Below are 24,012 nucleotides of genomic sequence, written 5' to 3'. Positions count from 1 at the left end.
ATCACCATTCGAGGAAGGGGTTGTGGTACCGTGGAACGGTCATTACCAACAACAATCAAGGTTCGAGGTGCTAAGGTTAATAATCTTAAGGATCTAGACGTCGATATTCCACTCAATCAGTTTGTGGCCATTACAGGTCGAAGTGGGTCGGGGAAGTCTTCGTTAGCAATGGGGGTACTCTACGCCGAGGGTGCCCGACGATATCTCAATGCCTTATCAACATTTACTCGGCGACGCATTAATCAGATGGGGAAGGCCGCCGTGGAATCAGTCGAGTATCTGCCCTCGGCGTTAGCCTTGCGTCAACGGCCACAGGTACCTGGTGTGCGGTCAACGGTCGGGACCATGTCGGAAAGTCTAAATATTCTACGACTGGTTTTTTCCCGATTAGGGTCGCCGGTCTGTCCAAACGGTCACCGACTTGATCCGACACTAGACGTGGCGGAAAACATGGGTAACCTGGTTTGTCCAGTCTGTGGGGTTCATTTCATGGCGCCAGGTGCCGAGAGTTTTGCTTTTAACTCAGACGGCGCCTGCGAAACCTGTGGCGGGTTAGGCGAAGTCCGGCAGTTGGCCGCGGACCGAATTATTGGGGATGACACGCTAACCTTGGAAGAGGGCGCGGTAGCGTCATGGCATCTGCCGGGACGAAACTTCATGCCGACGGTGGCCAATGCCATTGGTATTCCAACAGATGTACCATACAAGGATTTGAGTGTGGCAGACAAAGAGCGGGTTCTACACGGGTCCAAGCAGACCGTTGCCTTGAATATTGCCAGCAGCAAGGGCAAGATTTTTCATATGGATAATGCAGTTTATGAGAACGCCTTTGCTGCCGTGGAGGATAGTCTGGCGACCACCAAGAATGACCGAACGATTGCTAAGCTCAATAAGTTTTATACCTTTGACACCTGTCCAACTTGTCATGGGACGCGGTTAAAGCCAGACCTGTTAAAGCAGTTGATTAATGGGCGCAACATCGCCGAGGTTTGTGACATGCCCGTTAGCGATCTAAGGCAGTTTGCCCAAACGATTGTGGCCTGGCTTCCCGATAAGATGGGCCACCTGGGATCGGAACTCATTGATGAGCTCGAACAGAGTCTGCAACCCTTGGTTGACCTTGGCTTAGACTACCTGACCCTTAGTCGCCCGGGCGCCACCTTGTCAACTGGCGAACTGCAACGAATCCAGTTAGGACGGACTTTGCGTAGTGCAACTACCGGGGTGTTATACGTTCTAGACGAGCCCTCAGTTGGTCTGCACCCAGCGAACGTTGCCGGACTGATCAAGGCCTTCCATGGCTTGGTTGCCCAGGGAAACTCTGTCGTGGTTGTCGACCACGATACACGCATCATTTCTGCGGCCGATTATCTCATTGAGATTGGCCCAGGGGCCGGTAAAAATGGTGGAACGGTTGTGGATAAAGGCACCGTTTCACAGGTTGCCAATAGCGACAAATCGTTGATTGCTCCCTTTTTGAATGGGACAACTAATCTCCGAGAACGCCCATTGATACCGAATGATAAATTATGGGCCAAGGGACAACTGGAGGTGACCGTGGACCAACGATTTAACATTAATCATGTTCACGCTAAGTTCCCTAAGAATCGTTTGACAACGGTTACCGGAATGAGCGGTGCCGGCAAGACGACCTTGGTCTTGGATAGCTTGATTCCAGCCATTGAGGCCGAGGTTGATCATCGACCATTGCCAACCCATGTGACGCAACTGGACAGATCTGGCATTCGTCGCGTCGTGACGGTGGACTCGGTACCGGTTGGTAAGAATGTGCGGTCAACCGTGGCGACCTATACGGATATCTTGAATCGACTGCGAAAATTATTTACCGATACGCCGGTTGCCAAAGAGCATGGCTATACGACGAGCCGCTTTTCGTACAATGTGACGGAAGGGGCTTGCCCGGTATGCAACGGGACCGGACAAATTTCATTAGACGTTCAATATCTGCCTGACATTACGGAGACCTGTCCGCAATGTCATGGTCGGCGCTATAATCGGGAGACTTTGGCGGTGACCTGGCAGGGGTACAGCATTGCAGATATTTTAAACCTGTCGGTTGACGAGGCCTTACCCGTCTTCGCCAACGAAGATGGGATCGAAAAGACGCTGCAGATTCTGCATGATATGGGATTAGGTTACCTGTTGTTGGGCGAAAGCACCCCAGCGTTGTCTGGCGGTGAGGCCCAACGTTTGAAGCTAGTATCACGGATTGGTAAACGCCAAACAGGGACCTTGTTTGTCTTTGACGAACCAACGGTTGGGTTACATCCCTTGGATATTCAACAACTTGTGCGGGTATTCGACCAGTTGATTCAGCAAGGGGCGACAGTGATTGCCATTGAACACGACCTGGAATTAATTGCTAACGCGGACTACATCGTGGACATGGGTCCACAAGGTGGCCGACTGGGTGGCCAGTTGATCGGAACTGGAACACCGGCGGAGCTCGCCGCTAACGAACGCAGTATTACTGGGAAATATCTCAAGGATGAATTAGAACGTTTCAAATAGCTGATCAAAAAAGCTGTCGCCTAGGCGACAGCTTTTGTTTTGCCATTAGATTTCTTTAGAGATGGTGTAGCGGCGAGTCGTTGAAGGTTCCTTAGGATCTTTCAACTGTTGGTCAGCTATGAAAATGTCAAATGAAGGGACACCGCCTTCACTTTTAACGACCAAGACGTGGCCAGAATCCGTATGCCGTTCTTGGTAGATTTGTGCAGTGCGGACGGCTTCGTTGTAATCGTGAAAGTTACCGATTGAGTCGCCGGGGTTAAAGAGAACCATTTCGTTCATCCTAATCATTCCTTTCGAGGCTAGCTACTAAGTTCATTATAGCTCATTTGTCATGAAAACGACATCGTTTTACAGGTTGGCATCCATCGTGAAGGTGAGGGCCGAGAGTTCTGCATTGGCCTGAACCAGCTTGCCAATCTGCGTTTGTACGGCCTGGTTGAAGAGGGTCGCCGTTTCATGGTTGAAGCCGCCCAGGACACTGGCCGTGGGGGCATTCAACTCATCGCCAATAGCGACTCGTTGAATGCCAAGTGACTGAGTTGTCTTGAGAAAGTCATGGATCAACTTGTAGTTTTGATGATGGTTTTGCTCACTCAAGACATTGAGCGTCTTAGCGGCCCAGTACGGATTTTGCCCATCATAGTCTTCGTTGGCCGCGGTGTAACTGTCGTCCAATTGTCCCGCCGTTGCGTAGAACGGCACGTATGGACTGTAGGTCGGGTTACCTAGGGCTTGCCAAATGATTCCGGCAAGTGGGGGCACAACGTCTCGCCGTAACTGTAAAATATGGGAATTTTGCGTTCGGGACAGTCCAACGGCTCGGAACCGATGCTTTTCGGCCGCGGTTCCGTTGCCCAACGGATCATAGGGGGTTTCTTCATAGTGCGATCCGAGGAAGGCCTCGACGCCCGCCAGGGTAATCTTCTGTTCGGCATGTTGAATGAATGGTAGGTCCATACTGGTTGGTTCGATGAAGGCACTTGGGGTGAAACTACGTTGGCCATACCAGACCCGTGGGGTATTGTAGTGGGCATCATCTGCGGAATGTGTGCCAAAAATGTGGCGAGAATTGAAGCGATTACCATCTGGATTCAAGTGATTCTGCTGAACGAATTGGCGAATATGGTTGGACGTCATGAAATTTTTCGAGTCGTCAAAGTCAATATCCTCAATTGCCAATTGGTTAGCGACAACGGCATAGGCATCGTCGGGAATTCTCTGGGCAACCCAGTGATGGCCACTCACAATTTCCATATACCAGACCTCTTCAACATCGCTGAAGAGAACCCCATTGGTTTCGGCGGCACCAGTGGTGGAGACCATTTCACCAAGACGCTTAATACCGGCTCGGGCAGAATCCACGTAAGGTAGGACGACCGTGACCATGGCATCTTCGGCAATACCGTTAGCCACCAGCGGATCTTTGCCTAGGACCAGGCTGTTCGTATAGGCACTTTCGGTTGCGCTCATCGCAACGTTTTTGGCATTGATGCCGCTTTCCTCATAGAATCCCTCATCGGGGGTCGTGTCGGGCATGGCGGTGTAGTGCTGGGCGTGGTCGGGCAACGTGGTCGTGAACTGGTTGTTCTTCGAGATAAAGGTCTGGTCGCGCGGCTCATCGGCGGCGTGAACCGCAGCGCGCTTTGGCCAGATGGCGACAAAGTTATCTTCGTTGCGGGCAATCAGCGTGCTACCGTCAATGGTGGCATGCTTACCAGCTAGAAATGATGTGCAAGATTGATGGAGATGACGGGACATAAAAAAGCCTCCTTGAAGGGTCTAGTCGTTATTAGCCATACTATAGCACATTCCTGGGCGGCGGAGACGTTGTTTACCGGTTCCCCTGATTTATTTGTTAGAATAGACCTATTAGTACAAAGGAGATGTCAAGATGGAACATGGACATCAGCATGGGCATTCGATTGAGCGGGAATTAGAATGTGTTTCTCAGGTCCCAATCTTTCAAAGCCTAGCCGAGGATCAACTGCTATCAGTGGCTCAAGTGACCCGGCCCATCCATGCGGATAAGGGCGGATCAGTCTTTAATGCGGGCGAAGTTTCGCAGACGCTGTATATCGTCAATAGTGGTCAGGTTCGCCTATACCACTTATCGGCAGAGGGCAAGGAACAGGTCTTACGGGTCCTGAATCCTGGCGACTTCGTTGGCGAGATTGCCTTGTTCACGGATGAAATCCATGGATCGTATGCGGAGGCGACCATGACCACGGAGTTGTGTACGATCTCGCGTGATTCCCTAACCACTTTGATTTCACGAATGCCACCGCTATCCATGCGGCTCCTTGGGGCCCTGGCCGATCGGCTTAAGGCCGCTGAGCGTCAGGCAACCCTGATGGCAATACCGGATGCGTTGCCTCGGCTGGCCGGGTATCTACAGGCTCTCAGTCATTATCAGGCTGGCGTGGTTGACCTGCCAATGAGTAAACAGGACTTGGCGGCCTATTTAGGGATGACGCCAGAGTCATTAAGTCGTAAACTCCATCAACTAGTTGAGGATGAGGTTATCGAGACGATTGGACGTCGTCAAATTAAGGTTTTGGCGGTTGATGATTTGGCGGCTCTGGCACCCCAATAGGAAAATAGCGTGAGAACCCTTAAGAATCCTTAATAATATGGCATTCACAGAATAAATTTGCTAAAATAATGGTTGTTGTAATTCATTTAATTTTAATGAACGACTAAAAATACTTTTTAAACTTTAGATATGAAAAAGGGGATACGCACATGTGTGGATTCGTTGGTTACGTAAACCAAAAGGATGTCCCGACTACCACGATTAATGCTATGGCTGATCGGATCAAACACCGGGGGCCTGATGATGAGGCTTTCTTCCATGACGAGAACGCTGTTATGGGGTTCCGTCGGCTTTCAATCATTGACTTGGCTCACGGGAAGCAACCGATGTTCAACAATGACCAGACCAAGGTCTTGACGTTCAACGGTGAAATTTACAACTACCAAGAAATTCGAGCAGAACTGCAAAAGATGGGGTACAAGTTCCAAACGGAAGTTGACTCTGAAGTCTTGATTCACGGGTATGACGCCTGGGGTCCAGATTTGTTAGGTCATTTGCGGGGGATGTACGCCTTCGTTATTTATGACAGTGTCACTAAGGAAGTCTTTGGTGCCCGGGACCACTTTGGTATCAAGCCACTCTATTACTATGATGATGGCGATAGCTTCCTTTGGGCATCAGAAATCAAGGCATTCTTGGACCATCCAAAGTTCAAGAAGGAATTCAACGAAGCTCTGTTGCCCATTCATTTGAGTTTTGAATTTATTCCTTCACGTGACACGATGTTCAAGAACGTTTACAAGTTGCTGCCTGGTCAATACTTCCTGCACAAGGATGGTAAGACCGAAACGCATCGTTACTTCAAGTTCAATTACGATCACATCGACAATTCCCAAACGGTTGAGGGCGATGCTGAGAAGATTCGCGGTATCGTTGACGAATCCGTAAAGGCTCACATGATTGCCGACGTTGAAGTTGGGAGTTTCTTGTCTAGTGGGATTGACTCCTCATATGTCTTGAATGAAGCTTCCAAGCTGAAGCCAATTCAGTCCTTCTCCTTAGGATTTAAGAATTCCAAGTACAGTGAATTAAGCTGGTCTTCAGAATTCGCCAAGGAAATCAACCAAAAGAATACGCCACTCTATATGACCGGTGACGACTACTTTGACATTTTACCAACCATCATGTACTACATGGACGAACCACTCTCCAACCCATCAGCTATGCAACTCTTCTATCTTTCCAAGGGAACGCGGAAGGCTGTGAAGGTTGCCTTGTCTGGTGAAGGTGCCGATGAGTTCTTCGGTGGCTACAACACTTATCTGGAAGCTATTCCATTCGAACGTTACCAGAAGTGGGTTGCTAAGCCAATCCGTAAGATGTTAGGGTCCATTGCTGAGAAGATGCCACGATTCCATGGTCGGCGGTTCTTAGTCCGTGGGGCCCAACCACTGAGCGAACGTTACTACCGGGTCAACTACGTCTTTGATCACCATGATCGTGACCAAATCTTGAAGAATCCTAAGCTTAACCGGGATGCTGGTGCCTACACGAAGCACCTCTTCGATGATGTTAAGGGCTTGGATGAGATGACTCAAATGCAATACTTTGACATCAACACCTGGTTACCTTACGACATTCTGCACAAGGCTGACCGTATGAGTATGGCCAACTCTTTGGAATTGCGGACGCCATTGGTTGACCGTGAAGTTGCAAAGTTTGCTGCAACTATGCCAGTCAAGACGCGGATTCGCCCAGACGAAACGAAGATTTCTCTGCGGACCGCTGCCACGTCTGAATTACCAGAAAAGATTGCGAAGAAAGAGAAGCTGGGCTTCCCATCTCCAATCGCTAGCTGGATCAAGGAAGAACCTTACAAGTCACGGATTATTGAAGCCTTCAATTCTGATGTGGCGCACAAGTTCTTTAACACGGAAGCCTTGATGGCTATCTTAAACGAGCACATCAACGGTAAATCCAGCATGCAAAAGATCTTTACGATTTACACATTTATCTTGTGGTACGAAGTTTACTTCCCAGAAAACACCACGGCCAAGACTATTGACCAAGTGCATCTGACGCAAGCGTAAACATAAGCCGGCAGCCTATAATGGTGCGCCGATAACGATCAAGGTTGTTAGCGGACGACTCCAATAACAACCTTGATCGTCTTTATATATAGAAATAAGTAGTTGTGAAGGGACTTTAATTCGTTATGGAAACCAATGGAAAGCAGTTCACCCCCATTCTATTGGGGAGTGACTTTAACGTTTATGGTATGGCACGGTCATTTTATGACCTGTATCACGAACCCGTCCAGGCCTTTGCTAGCATTCAGTTAGCACCGACCCGGTATACAAAGGTGGTTGACGTGGAATTGATTCCGGGCTTCGATGAAGATCCCGTTTGGATTGAAACCATGCGGAAACTCAAGGAACGTTACGCGGATCATCCGGAACCCGTGATCTTGATTGGTTGTGGGGATGGCTATGCTGAGTTAATCAGTAAACACAAGGCAGAATTAGAAGACGTCTTCATCTGCCCATACATTGATTACGATAAGTTAAAGCAGTTGAACAATAAGGAGAACTTCTACAAGGTCTGCGACCAGTATGGGTTACCTTATCCGGCAACGCGGACGATCAGCAAGGCCCAGGCGACGGCGGCTGAACCCGTTGAGCAACCCTTTGATTATCCAGTTGCCCTGAAACCGGCCAACAGTGTGGAATGGTTAGATGTTCACTTTGAGGGGCGGAAGAAGGCCTTTCGGATTCAGTCCGAAGCCGAATTCCGCGATATCTTGAAGAAGATCTACGATAATGGCTATCAATCCGACTTAATTCTCCAGGACTTTGTTCCCGGGGATGACAGCAACATGCGGGTATTGAACGCCTACGTTGATCAGCACCATCACGTGAAGATGATGTGTCTGGGCCATCCTTTGCTGGAAGATCCGGCACCATCTGCCATTGGTAATTACGTGGCAATTATTCCGGAATACAACGACCAGATCTATGATCAAATCCAGAAGTTCTTGGAAGCCATTGAATTTACCGGCTATGCAAATTTCGATATGAAATATGATTCTCGTGACCAATCGTTCAAGCTATTTGAAATTAATTTACGCCAAGGCCGGAGCAGTTTCTTCGTGACGCTGAATGGCTACAACTTGGCCGATTGGGTGGTCAAGGACTACGTTAAGGGTGAATTGAAGGATGCGCCAACGGTTCGGGCCAACAAGGACGACAGTCAACACTCACTGTGGTTGGGTGTGCCAGTGAAAGTCTTTAAGGAATATACTCGAGAAAACGCCGACAAGGATCGTGCGCTCAAGTTAATTTCCGAGGGCCGATATGGGACGACCTATCGTTATGACCAGGACATGAACCTGAAACGTTGGGCCTTGATTCAATGGATGCAACACAACTATACCGTTAACTTTAAGAAGTATTTCGCCGAAAATAAGGGGTAAGACTTATGAAAAAGTTCTTTACGATTATCGGTGGCATGGGAACCATGGCAACCGAAAGTTATCTTCATCAGTTGAATTTGCGGACGCCAGCGCATACTGATCAGGACTATTTAAACTACATCTTGGTCAATCATGCAACGGTTCCCGACCGGACGACGTACATCATGGATCATAGTCAGGCCAATCCATTACCAGACTTGCTGGAGGACATTAAGCAACAGAGTGCCTTAGGTCCTGAATTCTTTGCGCTACCATGTAATACGGCGCATTACTTCTACGATGATCTCCAAGCGGCCACAGATATTCCCATCTTGCATATGCCAAGAGAAGCCGTTAAAGAAATCAAGCGGCGTTTTCCAAACGCTAAGCGTATTGGAATCACGGGGACGCAAGGAACGATTACTGACCGAATTATTGAATATGAAGTGGCTAATGCCGGATTGGAACCCGTGTTACCAACTGCGGATATCGAAGCGGAAACCATGCGATTGATTTACGATGATATTAAGCAGAATAATCATGTTGACCGTAATCTGTATCACCGGATTCTAAAGCGGATGATGACTGAACAGAAGGCTGACGTGGTAATTCTCGGTTGTACGGAGCTTTCGCTGGCCCAGGAACGCGAGCCGGAAACGACACTGCCATTGATTGACGCGCAATCAGTCCTAGTTGACCGATCGTTGGAATTAGCATTGAAGCACCGGGAATCTTAGACCAAGCAAAAAGACGTTACCCAAACCGAAGGGGTAACGTCTTTTTTGTTTTCGTTAAAAGTAGGCTAGTGTGAGGCCTAAGCCAATCGTAATGAGCGCGACAATCCCCAGGATCCAGTAGATGAGATGATGGGTGTCTCGTTCGAGTTTACGACCGAAACTAATTTCGATCAGAGCAATTGTCGCGATCCCTAAGATAAACTTGAGGGAAATTAATAGGGGATCATGACTAAAGGTCCGAATGGTGAGGACCACGCCACTAATAATCATGACGAGGTAGCCTAGGCGCGACAAAATTAGAAATTGATTGACCCGCTTCTCGGCGTGGCGAGTCAGGCCAAGAATGACCAAGATGGTGAGGACAATCCAAGTCCCGAGGTGAAGTGCTAACCACATACTTATCGCTCCTTAGCAAATGTACTAGATAAGTCTAGACTACCATAATCCCGGGACAACGAATACTAATTTAACGGCGGCTGAAGACCAACTCAGCCAAGGGCCCATACTGGTGAGTTGCCCGCAGTTCGAATTGGTGGGCACTCGTTAAGTTGCCGAAGAGTCGCTTGCCGCGACCCAACAGAGTGGGGGCGATCTGCAGATACAGATCATCCACGAGGTCAGCCGCTAGGAGTGGAGTCAAAATGGCACTGCCCCCAACGATCCAGACGTTGCCCTGGGTCTGCAGTTCCTTGGCCAAGTCGATGACGTTATCTTCCCTAAAGGCGACACCCGCGCCATCTGGCAAGGGTCGGTGGGTTAACACATAACTGGCCATTTCTGAGTTGAATGGGTTTAGAGGCATGTCTGGCGCGGCCGCTTGAAGATAGTCGTAGGTGGTGCGCCCAAGAATAGCGGTCGACATGGATCCCAGAATGTCGGCGCCAATATTTTCAGGTAGGCCGGTCAGACCCGTTAGCCATTCAATCCGGTCGTCAATCGTTGCAAGATAACCATCCAATGAAGTAGCCCCATAAAAGATAATTTTTCCCATGCTTGTCATCCTCTCAAGTTGTGGTGAATAAAAGGGCCCGGAGAATTCCGGACCCTTTTATTACTGGCTAAGCCTGACCGGCTAAATTGGTATTTTTAATCCAATAGGATTTGCCGCTAAGGGCGATGCGGAACCAGGTCGATCCGTCGTTAGCCTTGTAGCCCTTTTTGTTGATGGTGACCTTGGTACCAGCAGGGAAGCTGTCGGCGTAGGCCACGGTCTTAGAAAGATAATTCGAGTTTAAAACGTGGTTGTACAGAGGCGCGTGAGTTGTCACCAATGTTGCCGTCCCTGAATCGTTGGTGTACGTTACCTTAGGAAAGTTCAAGACACCACTGTAGACCCAGTACTTTGTTTTAGCGTTCTTGCTGAAACGAATTCGATACCAGGTGCCACTCCAGCCACCTTGCTTTACGGCGCGGTTATCAACGTAAACCTTCGCACCACGATAGTCTGCACTCAGGCGACCCCAGCCAATCTTGGTCGCTCCCTTGGTGCCCTTGACGTGGTTGTACACGGACCACTTGGTATAATTATTGCTCAAGGTAGCCGTTTCGTTATTAGTGGCCTTGTTATAGGCCACCGTCTTTGGCTTAGGAGCAACCGGTGCGGTGGTGTGTTGATTCTCATCGGTCGTGGTGTCTGTGGTTGGTGCTCCACCTAATTTAGCGTATTGCGTCTTAACCAGAGCCACAAAGTCGGTCATGTTATAGGTCGTGCCGAAGTAAGTCTTAGCACTGTTTGACCAGTAAGCGTCCGGATCGGAGTGATTGGTTCCGCCCAGATTATTAGAGACATCATGGTGAGAGAGCACGGTCGTGTAACGTTTAGGCGTTAGGCCATATTGTTTCAAGATGTATGCTGTGTAGTAGGCGGCGTTGTTTAACTCGCTGGCAAAGGCCGCTTTAGAATGAACCTCAACCTGTTCAAATTGAACGTAGCGGTTATTAGCGATAGGGCCGGCTCCCCAGCTCAGGTACTTGGTGTTGGCAATATTAACGATGCTGCCGGCATCAACGAAGGTATGCACAAACGCGTTTTGATAATTATTCTTCATGTAGGACACTTCGTTGGTCAATGTAGAATGTGGATTGGCCGTTTCATGGACGACCACGCCCTCGGGTTTGTTATTCCGGTAATTGTATTTAGGAAAGCCCGACCAAATGGCTTTGGTAATCTTAGGTGTTGAATAGCCTTGATTGCTAATATAAGTATTGATTGAGTTAGCGCTGGCGGTGGTGGTGCCCCAAGCCAGACCAATGATGCCCGCGGTCATAGCGAGTCCCCCAAGCACCCAATGATGCCATGCTTTCATAATAAAAATTCCTCCTCTAGAATTCTTTAAAAAATCGATGACGCAACGCCTAGAGTATAACGTATTTTCGAGTGAAAGAATACGGATGTGCCTTGGCGGAATCCGGTGGTATTGTTCGTGATAATCAACCGAATCGACGGGTTCTCAGATGGAAATTCGGGTTTTGCCGTTCAGAGAAGAAATGGGGTCAGATTGGCCACCGAAACTTCGGTTTTCTCCCATTGTTGCAGAATCTTTACAATTGGATTGCGTCCATGAGGTGTTTACTTGCTAAGGTCGGTCAACATGTCTATAATTGAAGTTTGCAGATGAAGGGAGCGACGAATGATGGCTGAAGTTGAGATTAAGATTGGCGACATAATCGCGGCAAAGAAGTTTGGCCCGTTGGAACATGACTTTACGGGTGAAGTGTCTAAAGTGTATGATAATTCAGTTTTAGTTGAGATTCGCGATTTCGACCCAGCCGATAAAACGGCAGTTGGAGATATGAATAACCGTGCGGTAGTGCGGAAGTCTGCGGCAAAAATTATCGAAGCAAAATCTGACGAAGATTAGTATTCATGAAATTGTTTGCATTTAATTGCAAAAAAGTAATGACAACCTGTTAGAGGTATGCTATACTTTTTTGTGTTGTGCGGGTGTAGTTTAGTGGTAAAATTCAAGCTTCCCAAGCTTGCGTCGCGGGTCCGATTCCCGTCACCCGCTTTCGAATGGGGCGGCCTTCATGGTCGTCTTTCTTATTATTCGGAGGCATTAACCATCGTTGAATAAGTACCATCACCAAGCCTTACAGCAAGTCCGGGATAATGGAAGCCGGATAGGATTAAGGGTGGGAACGGAGCAATGATGACACTATCAAATAAATCATTTAAGTGGACTTTTAAGTCAATCAGAGTGGTACCGCGGGTAATCTCGTCTCTTACAAATTAATTTGTAAGGGACTTTTTTTATCCCATTTGCAAGATGGTGTAAACTTACCGTAGAAAGTCATTGAAGAATACAGGAGGAACGCATATGGATTACAAGCAGAAGGTTACGGCGGCATTGGCAACGGCCTTGGACGGTCAACTGACCGCTGAAGAAATTGCTAGCAAGTTGGAACGGCCTAAGACGTCGGACAAAGGGGATTTAGCTTTCCCAACGTTTACCTTGGCCAAGGTCTTGCATCGTGCACCACAACAGATTGCTCAGGACTTAGCCGACAAGTTGGATACGATCGACTTTGAGAAGGTTGAAGTGGTTGGTCCATACCTGAACTTCTTCTTTGACAAGTCAGCCTATAGTGAAGCTACCTTGGCAACGGTGTTAACCGCGGGGGCCAGTTATGGTCAAAATGAAGACGGTGAGGGTGGGAACGTGCCTATCGACATGTCTTCACCTAACATCGCCAAGCCAATGTCCATGGGTCACTTACGGTCAACGGTGATTGGTAATTCTATCGCCGAAATCTTAACCAAGAATGGTTACCATCCTATTAAGGATAATCACTTAGGTGACTGGGGAACGCAATTCGGTAAACTGATCACGGCCTACAAGCTGTGGGGAAACGAAGCCGATGTTAAGGCGGACCCCATCAACAAATTGGTGGAATACTACGTTCGTTTCCATAAGGAAGACGTCGACAAGCCTGAGTTGGATGACACGGCTCGTGAATGGTTCAAGAAGCTTGAAGACGGCGACGAAGAGGCCCATCATTTGTGGGAATGGTTCCGTGAAGCTTCCCTCCAAGAATTCAATGACGTTTATGAAGAATTAGGTGTTAAGTTTGATACCTACAACGGTGAAGCGTTCTACAATGACAAGCTAGCTGAAGTTGTCCAAATCTTGAAGGACAAGCACCTCCTGGTTGAATCCCAAGGGGCCCAGGTGGTTGACCTGAGCAAGTATGACCTGAATCCAGCACTTATCTTGAAGAGTGATGGGGCCTCACTGTACATCACCCGGGATATTGCCACGGCCTTGTATCGTGACCGGACGTACGCACCAGCCAAGAACCTTTACGTGGTTGGTTCCGAACAGACCTATTACTTCAAGCAGTTGAAGGCGGTCTTGAAGGAAATGGGTGTTAAGTCGGCGGACAACTTACAACACGTGCCATTTGGCCTGATTACCGTTGATGGTAAGAAGCTTTCCACGCGTTCTGGTCGGATTATCTTACTGGCGAAGGTCTTGGAAGAATCCGTTAAGTTGGCCGGTGAAGAAATCAATGAAAAGAATCCGGACTTGAAGAACAAGGATGCCGTCGCCCAACAAGTTGGGGTTGGCGCCATTGTCTTTGGCGATTTGAAGAATGAACGGACTAATAACATTGACTTCGTTCTTGCCGATCAATTGAAGTTTGAAGGCGAAACGGGCCCCTATGTTCAATACTCACACGCCCGGGCCGAAAGTATCTTGCGCAAGGCCGGTGACGTTACGGTTGCCAATGCCGGCAACCAAGTTGCCGACCCAGAGGCATGGGACACCATTAAGGCATTGGCCGACTTCCCAGCGATTGTGAAGATGGCTTGCAACGAATTGGAACCTTCCGTGGTGGCTAAATATGCGATCCGGTTGGCCAAGACGTTCAATAAGTACTACGCGCATTCTAAGATTTTAACCAAGGATGCTGATTTGCCAGCTCGTTTGGCTTTAGTCAAGGCAGTGTCCACGGTTTTGAAGGAGAGCTTACGTTTGTTAGGTGTCCAAGCGCCAGATGAAATGTAATTAAACCGGTTATTAAGGGGCGGTCGAGATGATTTCTCGGCTGCCTTTTTGGTTGAATTTGGTTATCCCTGAAAGCATTTGTAAAGTTTGTGCGGAAATGAACGGTTCTTTTTGCGTTAAAAACGAATATTTGTTACACTTGCTTTATAAATATGCAGAGCAAGTGGCCTTCGTTGCCGGTCCTCTGTACGAATGAATGAAATATTATGCGGGAGGGTCGTTGCAATGAAGAAAAGTATTCGTCAGGCTCGAATTGAGCAATTAATCAATCAGTATCCAATTGGTACGCAGGAAGAACTTATGGAACATCTGGATGAGGTTGGCATTCAAGCGACGCAAGCGACGATCTCCCGAGATATTCGTGAGATGCAGATCGTCAAGGCTCAGGACGGTCATGGTCACTTGCGTTATACCATTTTCAAGGCTGGCAACCGAAGCGAAGAGGAACATCTCCGCGAGACCATCAATGAGGTGGTGACTGGGCTGACCCGCGTTGAATTCGTCAACATTCTAAAAACGTTGCCCAGCAACGGAAACCTCTTGGCGGCTATCTTTGATGACCTGAATTTGCCGGAGGTTGCCGGGACGTTGGCCGGACATGATACCATTTTTATCATGAGCCCTAACACTGAGGTCGCAGAGAAGCTACACGATGAGATTGCGGCGGAAATGAATCCAGATATTATTCACTAAAAATGTTTGCGTAGGGACTCGGCTAATACCGAGTCCTTTTTTATTTGGCCGGGGGCCAGTGGATAAATTGGTGACAAGCGTTGCGTTCACCCGGTTAAGCAATTTTAAAGGTTCATAAAGTTTGCCGGATTCACCGGTATGCGTAGTGGACTATGCTAAAATAGTCCTATTACAATTGAGATAGAAGAGGCTATTTTATGGATAACCAAGAACCTAAGCAGACCTTCTGGTCAGACTTTCGGGCTCGCTTCCGGCGGTTCCGACAACGCTACCAGCTAATCCGTTGGCTGATTGTCATTGTGTTGACCATGATTCTTTTAATGAGTGGCTATTTAACCTTCAAAGCTAAGACCGCCAACGTTGGGGACTTGAAGGCGGCACTTGAGAATCCCACGAAGATCTATGATCGCAAAAATAATAAAGCTGGGACCTTATATTCCCAGAAGGGGACCTACGTGCCATTGACCAAGATTTCTCCTCATGTTCAAGATGCGGTTATTTCTACCGAAGACCGTAACTTTTATCATGAGCATGGTTTCTCGGTCAAGGGGATTGGCCGGGCCTTACTTTTGTATGCCAAGAATAAGGTTCTGCGCCAGAACTATATTAGTGGTGGGGGGAGTACGCTAACCCAACAATTGGTCAAGAACGCCTACCTAACCCAGGAACAGACGTTTACACGTAAGTTTAAGGAGCTCTTCCTGTCGATTGAAGTCGAAAATGTTTATACCAAACAGGACATTCTGTCGATGTACCTGAACAACGCCTACTTCGGTAACGGGGTCTGGGGGGTCCAAGATGCCGCTGAGCGATACTTTGGCACGACCGCAGCTAATCTGACCGTTCCTCAATCAGCGGTGTTAGCGGGGATGTTAACGTCGCCTAACACCTACAACCCAATTGACCATCCTCAGGCGGCAAGAAGCCGACGGAATGTCGTGTTGGGGTTGATGGGTGAGAATAATAAGCTGACGAGTGGCCAGGTGACCCAATATCAGGCAACTGCGCTGACGACCAGTGATAATTACACCTACAAGAATAGTTATAAATATCCTTACTTCTTTGACGCGGTCATTAATGAAGCGATTAACAAGTATGGGTTAACCGAATCGGAAATCATGAATAAAGGGTATAAGATCTACACAACCCTGGACCAAAGTAATCAACAACAGATGCAGACGTTGTTCAAGAACCCAAGTTATTTCCCAGCGAATGCCAGTGACGGGACCAAGGTCCAGGCCGCTAGCATCGCGATTGATCCGAATACCGGGGGCGTCGAGGCCGTGGTTGGTGGTCGCGGTAAGCATGCCTTCCGGGGCTATAACCGGGCCACTCAGATGCGCCGGCAACCGGGATCGACCATCAAGCCATTGGCCGTTTACACGCCAGCACTTGAGAACGGCTACTACTATGATTCCGAGTTGACGGACAAGAAGAAGTCCTATGGCGCCAACAACTACACGCCACATAACTATGGTAATCAATATAGCGGTAAGGTACCGATGTACCAGGCGCTGGCTCAAAGTAAGAATGCACCAGCTGTCTGGCTGCTGAACAAGATCGGGGTTGATAAGGGTTATGACTCCGTGAAGAAGTTTGGTCTGCCCGTAACCAAGTCGGATAAAAACTTGGCATTGGCATTGGGTGGCCTGAAGACTGGGGTGTCTCCGCAACAGTTAGGGCAAGCGTACACGGCATACGCCAACAACGGAACGATGTCCTCGGCCCATTACATCCGAAAGATTGTGGATGCCTCTGGGAATGTCGTTGTGGATACGCAGGATTCGGCGGCCAAGACCAAGAAGGTCATGTCGAGTAAGACGGCCAAGCAGATGACCAGTATGATGATGGGCGTCTTTAACTATGGGACCGGGACGAGTGCTAAACCCTATGGTTACACGATTGCCGGCAAGACCGGGAGTACCGAGGCCGACGGCGATAACGACGCGACACGAGACAAGTGGATCGTTGGGTACACGCCGGACGTCGTCGTGACAACCTGGGAAGGATTCGACAATACCAGCACCAGCCATCACTTGGAAGACGTCAGCGGTACTGGTGAAGGGCCGTTGTACCAAGCAGAAATGCAGGCGATCTTGCCGAACACCAAGGGGACCTCATTCGATACTAAGGATGCCTCGACCATTGCCAATGGCGGAAATACAACCTCGAGTTCGGGGAGCACGGACGTTTGGGACCAGGTCCAGCAGAGCATCAATAATGCCGGTAAGCAATTCGATAATGCCGCCGACCAGGTTAAGAACTGGTGGGAAAAGGCCAAATCATGGGTCAATTAAACAAATGCCCTAGGGCCAAGGGTTAAAGCATGTTACAATAGTAACTGACAATTTTAACGGAACGATATTTGTTAGGAGGAAGCAGCATGGCTGAAAAGATGAAGACCTTGGGTACTGAAGTTGCCCAGGCACTCCAAGAAACACCAGAATTTCAAGGGTTACAAGATGCTTTTGAAGCAATGAAGGCGGACGAGGCAACTTACACGCTCTTCAAGCAATTCCAACAAATCCAAATGGACCTCCAGCAAAAGCAGATGGCTGGTCAACAATTAACGGATGATGAAATGAAGCATGCTCGTGAGGTGGCCGATCAAGTAGCTAAGATCGATGTCATCAAGACCTTGATGGAGAAGGAACGCGACGTGAACAATTTATTATCTGATTTGAATAAGATGATTACTCAACCTATCGAAGATATTTACCAAGGGTAATGAGATCGTAAATCGTCGGCGCAACCACTCAATTTGGGAGGTCGGTGCCGACGTTTTTTTGTTTTAAAATCAGAAAGGGGGCACCATCATGAAATTTATTCACGCAGCCGATTTACATTTAGATAGTCCCTTTCTGGGGCTCACTAATTTACCCAACGCGGTTCTAACCACGGTTCGGCAAGCAACCTTTACCGCAGCGACCAAGGTCTTTGACCGGGCAATTGCGGAGCACGTCGACTTTGTTCTCTTGGCGGGGGACTTGTTCGATCGGGCCGAGCAGAGTGTGGCCGCCCAGGCTTACCTATTTCAACAGTTTGACCGTCTTGATCAGGCAGAAATTCCGGTGGTCATCAGTTTCGGGAATCATGACTTCGCCACGGATCAACACCAGACGGTGGCCTATCCTAATAATGTGACCACCTTGGGGGCCGAAGTGACCACGAAGAAATTGACCCTTAAAAGTGGTGAAACGGTGGCCATTAGCGGTTTTAGTTATCCAGAACGGTGGGTTAAGCGGGATCTAGCGGCTGCATTTCCCATACGCTCGCAGGTGGACTGGCAAATCGGCATGCTTCATGGCGCCGTTGCAACCGGGGGGGATGACCATTACGCGCCGTTCAAGGTGAGTGAGCTTTTAACCAAGGGCTATGATTATTGGGCACTTGGCCATATTCATCATCGACAGCTACTGAATGACCAACCGCCGATCCTCTATTCTGGGAACACCCAAGGACGTTCGGTGAATGAGACGGGGGCCAAAGGGGCTTATCTCGTGACCAGTCAAAATGGAAACTTGGTTCCGAGCTTCTTTCCAACGAGTGCCGTGTTATGGGAAAAGGCGACGGTGTCCCTTGATAAGGTGACGGATTTGAAGAGCCTAGGCCTGGCATTAACGACATGGATCGAGACCCATGCAGCCGCGAAACTGACCCTGACGGCGTTAACGGTAACCCTGTCGCAGGCGCTCGATGCCACCGAGCTCACGCAAATTGTCAGCGGTGATTGGCTAGCCCTCTATCTGCGAACGCAGCAGCGGCACTTACTGGCCGCCAATCGGCTATTGATCAGGCTTCAGGTGCAACAGGCGCCGGTCAAGCTGAGCGCACCACAGATCGATCAGCAGTATTGGCAGCAGGCACAGGCCGAGGTCTTCGAGCCGGCTAATGAACGAGAAACGTTCGGTCGGCTCTTGCAGGATCCCTCACTGGCAGATTGGTTTTCGCATCCAGGTACGGACTATGAGCTTCGGCAGCAGGCCGAACAGGCCCTGACTAAATTAATGGGAGAGGAGGACAATCATGCAACTTAAGCGATTAACCATTTATGGCTATGGGAAGTTCCATGATCGAACCTTCGATCTCACGCCGGGTCTGAATATTATGATGGGACCGAATGAGGCAGGAAAGTCGACGCTTACCCAGTTCATCACGTCAATTCTATTTGGTTTTCCCACCAAGAAACATCCCGAACGACGATATGAACCGTTAGATGGCAGTCAGTTTGGTGGCGAGATTCTCTTGACTCAAGCCGGCGTCGACTATTTAGTTCGGCGCGTCGACGGTCCGCGTGGCGGTAAGGTCACGCTGACCAATCTAACGACTGACAGTCCGTTGCCTGCGGAAAACTTAGAGCGTTTGTTGTCGCCGGTAGATGAACAACTATTTACTCAGGTGTACAGCATGAATGAGCCTCGATTAAGTGAGGTCTTTGCGGCCTCCAAGCAGGCGTTAGTCGAACGACTCCGTCACGTTGGTGCGGTTGGCAGTGATTATTGGCTACGACAGGCGGCTAATCAGGAAAAGGCGGCTGACCTGATCTATAAACCGTTGGGCCGGAATCCACGGTTAAACCAGCAACTGCAGGAGCATGCCGAGCTGACGGTCAAGTTGAACAAGGCCAATGCTGCTTACGACACCTACTGGACCTTGCTACAGGATCAACAGCGTTTGCGACAGGACCAACAACAGCAGCAAGCGGCATTAGCCCAGCAGCGTCAGGCCAGCGAACGGTTGGCGCACTTAGCCAGTCTGTGGCCAACCTTCGAACAATGGCGACAGCTGCAGCACATGGCCGTTCAGCCAACGACCGGATTCAGCCAAGCTGACCTGACAGAACTTGAACGATTAACGGGTCAGGTTAAGGCGGCAACCACGGGCAATGCAACGCTGCAACGTTCCTTGGAAAAGGCTCAAGCACAGGCCGATCTGCCGGCTAATTTCCAACAATATGTCAGCGTGGCGGCTCAGGCGAATCCACTTCTAGCCCAGTTGCCCAAGCAACGACAGATCGTTACCGAGCATGACCAGTTACGACAAACACAGCAAGGGCTACAACAACGGATGGCCGTGATTGAGCAGCAGGTCGCCAATGCGGATGGCACGATGCCTCGAAGCTTTCCGTCAGGCGTTACGCAAAACGTGACCAGTTGGCAGGCCGAACTGGTGAAGGCAACACAGAAGCGTCGCCGACTTCAGCAGGAGCTGAATCAACTCAATGAACAGTATCGTCAGGTCCAACCAACCAGCCACCAACGGACGAATCCGTTGGCCGATAAGCAGGTTGGCTGGCTGGCCGCTGGTCTGATTATCTTGGTCGGCTCGCTGTTATTGCCGGCAGCACCGTTCAAGCTCGCCGGGGCTCTGCTGGGAGTTGCCATCGGGTATTATGGGGTTTTCATCGTCGATAGTGCTACACCGGCTAGTCGGCAGTTACAAAGCATTACGGATGACATTCAAGATACCCAGGCCCAGCTTCGCGAGGGTGGGCAGCGTATCGACCAGTTAACAAGCCAGTTGGATGAGATTGGTTCGGCCTATGGATTAGACAACCTCCCAGTTGAACAGTGGGGAGCGGCACAGGCCGCCATTCATGAATGGGATCAGTTGACGGAACAATTAGAAACGGTCACGGATCAGTTAACGAATGGCATCGATCAACAGGCCGCCTTTCAGCAAGCAGTTGGGACGTTATTTCCCGATTTGAGTCGGCGACCATTATCGGCGGTTCTGGCCGAATTATCGGCGATTGATCGAACGCGGCAGCAACTCAGTACGCGAGACGATGAGTTGACGAGCCTGATGAATCGATTGAAACAATCACAGGTGGCCTTACAAACGGCGGAACGGGATCAACAGGTCTTCTTGCAGACTCGCAATGTCCGGAGTCCACAGGCGTTCTACGAGCGTTATGAGGCCAGTCGTGAAGCGCAAAATAAACGAGCTCAACAGGCTGCCCTGGCGAATCAGTTGGGTCAGGAAGCGATGACGCGGCTTCAACAGTATGCGGACCAGCCAAGTCTTCAGCAGGCCGTCCAGGCGGCGCAGTCGGCCCAGCAACAGCACCAGCAAGCGTTGGATGCCAGTACGAGTCAACTGGCAACGATTGCCGGGCAAATTGACCATTTGACGGCCAGTGGCACACAAGCTACCTTGCGGCAGAGACTCGCGAACCTTGAAACTCAGATGCAGGCCAACGCCCAGTCGTGGCTGGTACAACAATTGGTGAGTCAATGGATTAAGGCGACGCTGGCCGCGGCCTCGGGTGATCGATTGCCACAGATTCTACAACGAGCAAGCGGCTTTTATGGTAAACTAACGTCAAATAGATATACTGAGATTGCGTTGACCGACACCGACCTACGGGTCCGGTTGGCGACGGGTGATTGGCGGGAAGTCAGCCAGCTGTCACGAGGAACGGCGGAACAGTTGGATCTAGCGGTTAAACTAGCCTTTGCGGTCGTCATGAATGAACGGGTTCAGATGCCACTCATCATCGATGATGGCTTGGTGAACTTTGATGCGAACCGACGGCGGGCCGCCATCCAAGTGTTGGCAGATCTCAGCGAGCAATTACAAATTATTTTATTAACAGCGGATGCAGCGGCTATTCAGGAAGTGCCGGGAAATATCATTCGTTTAATGGACTAGGAGGGACCTTGATGGCGGCAACAAAGCAGTTAATGGATTATGCGGTTGATGAAGCAGTTGATACCTTTGTGCTCCTAAAAGCAGCGGATGTCCGCACGGCTAAGAATGGTAAACAATACATTGCCTTAGTCTTTGAAGACCGGTCGGGAGAAATTTCAGGAAAATACTGGGATGCGTCACCGGAAGACATTGAGAACTATGTGGCGGGAATTGTGGTGCATCTTCAAGGGAAGCGCGAGAACTATCAAACGCATCCCCAAATTAAGATTTTTCACCTGCGGTTAACCACGGCGGGAGAGCCCGATGATCCGAATCAATACATCGAAAAGGCCCCGATGTCTCGGGCGGACATGGAGGATTATATTAATCAAACGGTCTTTGAGATCACCCAACCGACGTGGAATCGCCTGGTCCGTAAACTCTTAGCCGAGTATCAGGAGGCGTTCTTTACCTTTCCGGCGGCGAAGACCAATCACCATGCCTTTCAAGGTGGGCTGGCTTTCCATACCATTTCAATTCTGAAGCTAGCGCATTCGGTGGTGAAGCAGTATCCCGATCTCAATGCCCCGTTGTTATTTGCCGGCGCAATCCTACATGACCTGGGGAAGACCATCGAACTGTCTGGCCCCAAGTCGACAACTTACACGCTAGCCGGTAATCTGGTTGGCCACATCGTGCTCATCGATGGGGAACTGGTTCGGGCTTGCGAGCCACTCAAGCTAGATCCGCAGGCCGAAGACGTCCTCTTGTTACGGCACATGATCTTGAGTCACCATGGGTTACTCGAGTATGGTTCGCCAGTTCGGCCGGCTTTACGCGAGGCCGATGTCTTACATCAACTGGATGAATTGGATGCTTCAATCATGATGCTTGACACGGTGGTGGAGCATACCGCACCAGGGGAGTTCTCCGAACGCGTCTTCGCCATGGACGGCCGGCGGTTCTATCGGCCATCCGAACCTAAACCAAAAGAATCCTAACCATATAAAAAGGCAGCAACCAATTAATTTGGTTGCTGCCTTTTGTGTTCGTTGTTAATTACTTAGATGAAGATGAAGCAGAGGTCTTAGAACTTGATGATGTTGACAGGTAGTCAGACAAGATGTTCTTAAGATCGCTATCCTTGATGGATACGTCGCCCTTCTTCAAGACCTTAGCAACCACGTTGTGCAGAGTCGTGCTGTCATTCATATCGTTATCAATGACTTGCTTCGTTAATTCTGCCTTGTGGTCCTTGATCGTACCCTTACCAGGGTTCTTCAACATTAAGATGACGTGGTAACCGTATTGCGTCTTAACAGGCGTTGCGGTGTATTCATCAGTCTTAAGCTTGAAGGCAGCCTTCTTAAAGGTTGAGTCGAGGGAAGTGTCGGTGCTATCGAAGGCACTTAACTTACCACCCTTGTTCTTGGTAGCAGTATCAGTGGAGTACTTCTTAGCATCCTTAGTGAATTCGCTAGTCAGGTCGCTCTTCTTAGTGCCCTTGAGGTCGCTGATAACCTTTTCGGCCGTAGACTTCTTGGAAACTAAGATGTGGGCAACAGTAACCTTAGGTTGGTAGCTCTTAAATTGCTTTTGCAATTGGGCATCAGTAACCTTAACGTTGTCCTTAACGGCTTCCTTCAACAATAAGTTAGAACGAATTTCCGTCTTAAGACTTGATTGCGTCATCCCACTTTGAGATAAGACGCTGCTAAATGATGACCCGTATTGTGCCTTGTAGGTGTTGAATTGCTTGGTAACTTCTTTCTTACTTACCTTGCTACCGTATTGCTTTTCCAAGACCTTGTTCAGGATCATTTGTTGCAGAACTTGCTTACCAGAGGAGGTCCCCTTTAAGCTGCTGTAGTAAGCACTTTCGGTAATCTTGCCACCGTCAGTGGTAGCAACGGTTTTGTTCCCACAACCGGCAAGCGTTACAGTAAGTAACAAACCAGCGAGGGCGATAAACCATTTCTTCATATTAATCAACACATCCATTCATCAAGATTGGTGTAAACACCATACTCAGACATCATAACACAAAAATAGGCAAACCTAAAAAGGTCGAGGAAGCTTTACAAAAAGTTCAAACTTACCGACTGTTCATCCGGTCAAGGGTAGACTCGATGGCCTCTAAACGAGGGGCTATCTTGAAAGAAAACTTGTCGACTGCCGACTGAATCTCATCGAGAGCAGGTTGGGCGTCCTCGATTGCCGTTGCCAAATTGTGGGCGCTCTGACCCAATTGATCCTTGGCGTCTTTGACGTTACTGATATTGTTCGTGGTCAGCTTGGCCTGTTGCTTCACGTGTCGTCCCCAGGTCAAAGGATCTTGTTTCGAGATGGTTAAATAGGTTGCCAAACCAACGCCGGCAGCCAAAGCAGTTCCTGTGATTAAGTGACTTAAGCGCATAA

At 49.2% G+C, this 24,012-nt stretch carries 20 protein-coding genes and 1 tRNA gene; 14 read left to right on the top strand and 7 right to left on the bottom strand.

Going from position 1 to position 24,012, the window contains the following annotated elements; all coding sequences use genetic code 11:
* Positions 1-30: 30 nt before the first annotated feature.
* On the top strand, positions 31-2,532 hold the full coding sequence (locus EKM96_RS08720; RefSeq protein ID WP_125642646.1) for an excinuclease ABC subunit UvrA: 2,502 nt from the start codon (positions 31-33) through the stop codon (positions 2,530-2,532).
* A 45-nt stretch (positions 2,533-2,577) separates the two neighbouring features.
* Here the strand turns inward: EKM96_RS08720 and EKM96_RS08715 are convergent, their stop codons facing one another.
* On the bottom strand, positions 2,578-2,814 hold the full coding sequence (locus tag EKM96_RS08715; protein WP_125642643.1) for a hypothetical protein: 237 nt from the start codon (positions 2,812-2,814) through the stop codon (positions 2,578-2,580).
* Between the two features lie 69 nt (positions 2,815-2,883).
* On the bottom strand, positions 2,884-4,293 hold the full coding sequence (locus EKM96_RS08710; RefSeq protein WP_125642640.1) for a C69 family dipeptidase: 1,410 nt from the start codon (positions 4,291-4,293) through the stop codon (positions 2,884-2,886).
* Between the two features lie 133 nt (positions 4,294-4,426).
* Between EKM96_RS08710 and EKM96_RS08705 the strand changes: the two genes are divergently transcribed.
* The 4 genes from EKM96_RS08705 (at position 4,427) to EKM96_RS08690 (ending at position 9,256) form a co-directional block, all read left to right on the top strand.
* Complete coding sequence (locus EKM96_RS08705; protein ID WP_125642636.1) at positions 4,427-5,128, top strand: Crp/Fnr family transcriptional regulator; 702 nt, start codon at positions 4,427-4,429, stop codon at positions 5,126-5,128.
* Positions 5,129-5,277: 149 nt separating this feature from the next.
* Positions 5,278-7,158 carry an asparagine synthase (glutamine-hydrolyzing) gene (asnB, locus tag EKM96_RS08700; RefSeq protein WP_125642633.1) on the top strand — a complete coding sequence of 627 codons (1,881 nt, stop codon included), beginning with the start codon at positions 5,278-5,280 and terminating at the stop codon, positions 7,156-7,158.
* A gap of 125 nt (positions 7,159-7,283) precedes the next feature.
* Positions 7,284-8,540: a carboxylate--amine ligase gene (locus tag EKM96_RS08695; RefSeq protein ID WP_125642630.1), complete on the top strand. Its 1,257-nt coding sequence runs from the start codon at positions 7,284-7,286 to the stop codon at positions 8,538-8,540.
* A gap of 5 nt (positions 8,541-8,545) precedes the next feature.
* The gene (locus EKM96_RS08690; RefSeq protein WP_125642627.1) at positions 8,546-9,256 is read left to right on the top strand and encodes an aspartate/glutamate racemase family protein; all 711 of its coding nucleotides are present in this window, start codon (positions 8,546-8,548) and stop codon (positions 9,254-9,256) included.
* 54 nt (positions 9,257-9,310) lie between these two features.
* Here EKM96_RS08690 and EKM96_RS08685 read toward each other — a convergent pair whose 3' ends face one another.
* The 3 genes from EKM96_RS08685 to EKM96_RS08675 all read right to left on the bottom strand — a co-directional run bounded on the left by EKM96_RS08685 (position 9,311) and on the right by EKM96_RS08675 (position 11,562).
* Entirely contained in the window at positions 9,311-9,652 is a 342-nt protein-coding gene (locus EKM96_RS08685) for a DUF1516 family protein (RefSeq protein ID WP_125642624.1), read from the bottom strand.
* Between the two features lie 70 nt (positions 9,653-9,722).
* A complete protein-coding gene (locus EKM96_RS08680; RefSeq protein ID WP_125642621.1) occupies positions 9,723-10,247 on the bottom strand; it encodes a dihydrofolate reductase family protein in 525 nt (174 codons plus the stop codon).
* Between the two features lie 67 nt (positions 10,248-10,314).
* Positions 10,315-11,562 (bottom strand): N-acetylmuramoyl-L-alanine amidase, encoded by a 1,248-nt coding sequence (locus EKM96_RS08675; protein WP_125642618.1) that lies wholly within the window; start codon positions 11,560-11,562, stop codon positions 10,315-10,317.
* A 324-nt stretch (positions 11,563-11,886) separates the two neighbouring features.
* On the opposite strand from EKM96_RS08675, the gene EKM96_RS08670 reads away from it, so the two are divergent.
* The 9 genes from EKM96_RS08670 to EKM96_RS08630 all read left to right on the top strand — a co-directional run bounded on the left by EKM96_RS08670 (position 11,887) and on the right by EKM96_RS08630 (position 22,595).
* Positions 11,887-12,117, top strand: a complete 231-nt coding sequence (locus tag EKM96_RS08670) for a DUF2187 domain-containing protein (protein WP_225417729.1) — start codon at positions 11,887-11,889, stop codon at positions 12,115-12,117.
* A 79-nt stretch (positions 12,118-12,196) separates the two neighbouring features.
* A tRNA-Gly gene (locus EKM96_RS08665) sits at positions 12,197-12,267 on the top strand.
* A 309-nt stretch (positions 12,268-12,576) separates the two neighbouring features.
* Positions 12,577-14,268, top strand: coding sequence for an arginine--tRNA ligase (gene argS, locus EKM96_RS08660; RefSeq protein ID WP_125642612.1), 1,692 nt, complete (start codon positions 12,577-12,579; stop codon positions 14,266-14,268).
* A 225-nt stretch (positions 14,269-14,493) separates the two neighbouring features.
* The gene (locus EKM96_RS08655) at positions 14,494-14,961 is read left to right on the top strand and encodes an arginine repressor (RefSeq protein WP_125642609.1); all 468 of its coding nucleotides are present in this window, start codon (positions 14,494-14,496) and stop codon (positions 14,959-14,961) included.
* A 197-nt stretch (positions 14,962-15,158) separates the two neighbouring features.
* Positions 15,159-17,258: a PBP1A family penicillin-binding protein gene (locus tag EKM96_RS08650; protein WP_125642606.1), complete on the top strand. Its 2,100-nt coding sequence runs from the start codon at positions 15,159-15,161 to the stop codon at positions 17,256-17,258.
* Positions 17,259-17,344: 86 nt separating this feature from the next.
* Positions 17,345-17,689 (top strand): YlbF family regulator, encoded by a 345-nt coding sequence (locus EKM96_RS08645; RefSeq protein ID WP_125642603.1) that lies wholly within the window; start codon positions 17,345-17,347, stop codon positions 17,687-17,689.
* An 88-nt stretch (positions 17,690-17,777) separates the two neighbouring features.
* Complete coding sequence (locus EKM96_RS08640; RefSeq protein WP_125642600.1) at positions 17,778-18,998, top strand: metallophosphoesterase family protein; 1,221 nt, start codon at positions 17,778-17,780, stop codon at positions 18,996-18,998.
* Complete coding sequence (locus tag EKM96_RS08635; protein ID WP_125642597.1) at positions 18,988-21,615, top strand: ATP-binding protein; 2,628 nt, start codon at positions 18,988-18,990, stop codon at positions 21,613-21,615. Before EKM96_RS08640 ends, EKM96_RS08635 begins: the two co-directional genes overlap by 11 nt.
* A gap of 11 nt (positions 21,616-21,626) precedes the next feature.
* A complete protein-coding gene (locus EKM96_RS08630) occupies positions 21,627-22,595 on the top strand; it encodes a 3'-5' exoribonuclease YhaM family protein (RefSeq protein ID WP_125642593.1) in 969 nt (322 codons plus the stop codon).
* Positions 22,596-22,653: 58 nt separating this feature from the next.
* Here EKM96_RS08630 and EKM96_RS08625 read toward each other — a convergent pair whose 3' ends face one another.
* The gene (locus EKM96_RS08625; RefSeq protein ID WP_125642590.1) at positions 22,654-23,577 is read right to left on the bottom strand and encodes a peptidylprolyl isomerase PrsA; all 924 of its coding nucleotides are present in this window, start codon (positions 23,575-23,577) and stop codon (positions 22,654-22,656) included.
* A 112-nt stretch (positions 23,578-23,689) separates the two neighbouring features.
* Positions 23,690-24,010: a hypothetical protein gene (locus EKM96_RS08620; RefSeq protein WP_125642587.1), complete on the bottom strand. Its 321-nt coding sequence runs from the start codon at positions 24,008-24,010 to the stop codon at positions 23,690-23,692.
* Positions 24,011-24,012 lie beyond the last annotated feature (2 nt).

It is taken from the genome of Levilactobacillus tangyuanensis (assembly GCF_003946545.1).
Lineage (GTDB): Bacteria > Bacillota > Bacilli > Lactobacillales > Lactobacillaceae > Levilactobacillus > Levilactobacillus tangyuanensis.
This window is presented reverse-complemented; position numbering and strand designations above follow the sequence as displayed.

Excerpts from the sequence above, each read along its gene's own strand:
- EKM96_RS08715 (WP_125642643.1), bottom strand. The coding sequence starts at position 2,814 with ATGAACGAAATGGTTCTCTTTAACCCCGGCGACTCAATCGGTAACTTT.
- EKM96_RS08710 (WP_125642640.1), bottom strand. The coding sequence starts at position 4,293 with ATGTCCCGTCATCTCCATCAATCTTGCACATCATTTCTAGCTGGTAAG.
- EKM96_RS08705 (WP_125642636.1), top strand. The coding sequence starts at position 4,427 with ATGGAACATGGACATCAGCATGGGCATTCGATTGAGCGGGAATTAGAA.
- asnB (WP_125642633.1), top strand. The coding sequence starts at position 5,278 with ATGTGTGGATTCGTTGGTTACGTAAACCAAAAGGATGTCCCGACTACC.
- EKM96_RS08695 (WP_125642630.1), top strand. The coding sequence starts at position 7,284 with ATGGAAACCAATGGAAAGCAGTTCACCCCCATTCTATTGGGGAGTGAC.
- EKM96_RS08690 (WP_125642627.1), top strand. The coding sequence starts at position 8,546 with ATGAAAAAGTTCTTTACGATTATCGGTGGCATGGGAACCATGGCAACC.
- EKM96_RS08685 (WP_125642624.1), bottom strand. The coding sequence starts at position 9,652 with ATGTGGTTAGCACTTCACCTCGGGACTTGGATTGTCCTCACCATCTTG.
- EKM96_RS08680 (WP_125642621.1), bottom strand. The coding sequence starts at position 10,247 with ATGGGAAAAATTATCTTTTATGGGGCTACTTCATTGGATGGTTATCTT.
- EKM96_RS08675 (WP_125642618.1), bottom strand. The coding sequence starts at position 11,562 with ATGAAAGCATGGCATCATTGGGTGCTTGGGGGACTCGCTATGACCGCG.
- EKM96_RS08670 (WP_225417729.1), top strand. The coding sequence starts at position 11,887 with ATGATGGCTGAAGTTGAGATTAAGATTGGCGACATAATCGCGGCAAAG.
- argS (WP_125642612.1), top strand. The coding sequence starts at position 12,577 with ATGGATTACAAGCAGAAGGTTACGGCGGCATTGGCAACGGCCTTGGAC.
- EKM96_RS08655 (WP_125642609.1), top strand. The coding sequence starts at position 14,494 with ATGAAGAAAAGTATTCGTCAGGCTCGAATTGAGCAATTAATCAATCAG.
- EKM96_RS08650 (WP_125642606.1), top strand. The coding sequence starts at position 15,159 with ATGGATAACCAAGAACCTAAGCAGACCTTCTGGTCAGACTTTCGGGCT.
- EKM96_RS08645 (WP_125642603.1), top strand. The coding sequence starts at position 17,345 with ATGGCTGAAAAGATGAAGACCTTGGGTACTGAAGTTGCCCAGGCACTC.
- EKM96_RS08640 (WP_125642600.1), top strand. The coding sequence starts at position 17,778 with ATGAAATTTATTCACGCAGCCGATTTACATTTAGATAGTCCCTTTCTG.
- EKM96_RS08635 (WP_125642597.1), top strand. The coding sequence starts at position 18,988 with ATGCAACTTAAGCGATTAACCATTTATGGCTATGGGAAGTTCCATGAT.
- EKM96_RS08630 (WP_125642593.1), top strand. The coding sequence starts at position 21,627 with ATGGCGGCAACAAAGCAGTTAATGGATTATGCGGTTGATGAAGCAGTT.
- EKM96_RS08625 (WP_125642590.1), bottom strand. The coding sequence starts at position 23,577 with ATGAAGAAATGGTTTATCGCCCTCGCTGGTTTGTTACTTACTGTAACG.
- EKM96_RS08620 (WP_125642587.1), bottom strand. The coding sequence starts at position 24,010 with ATGCGCTTAAGTCACTTAATCACAGGAACTGCTTTGGCTGCCGGCGTT.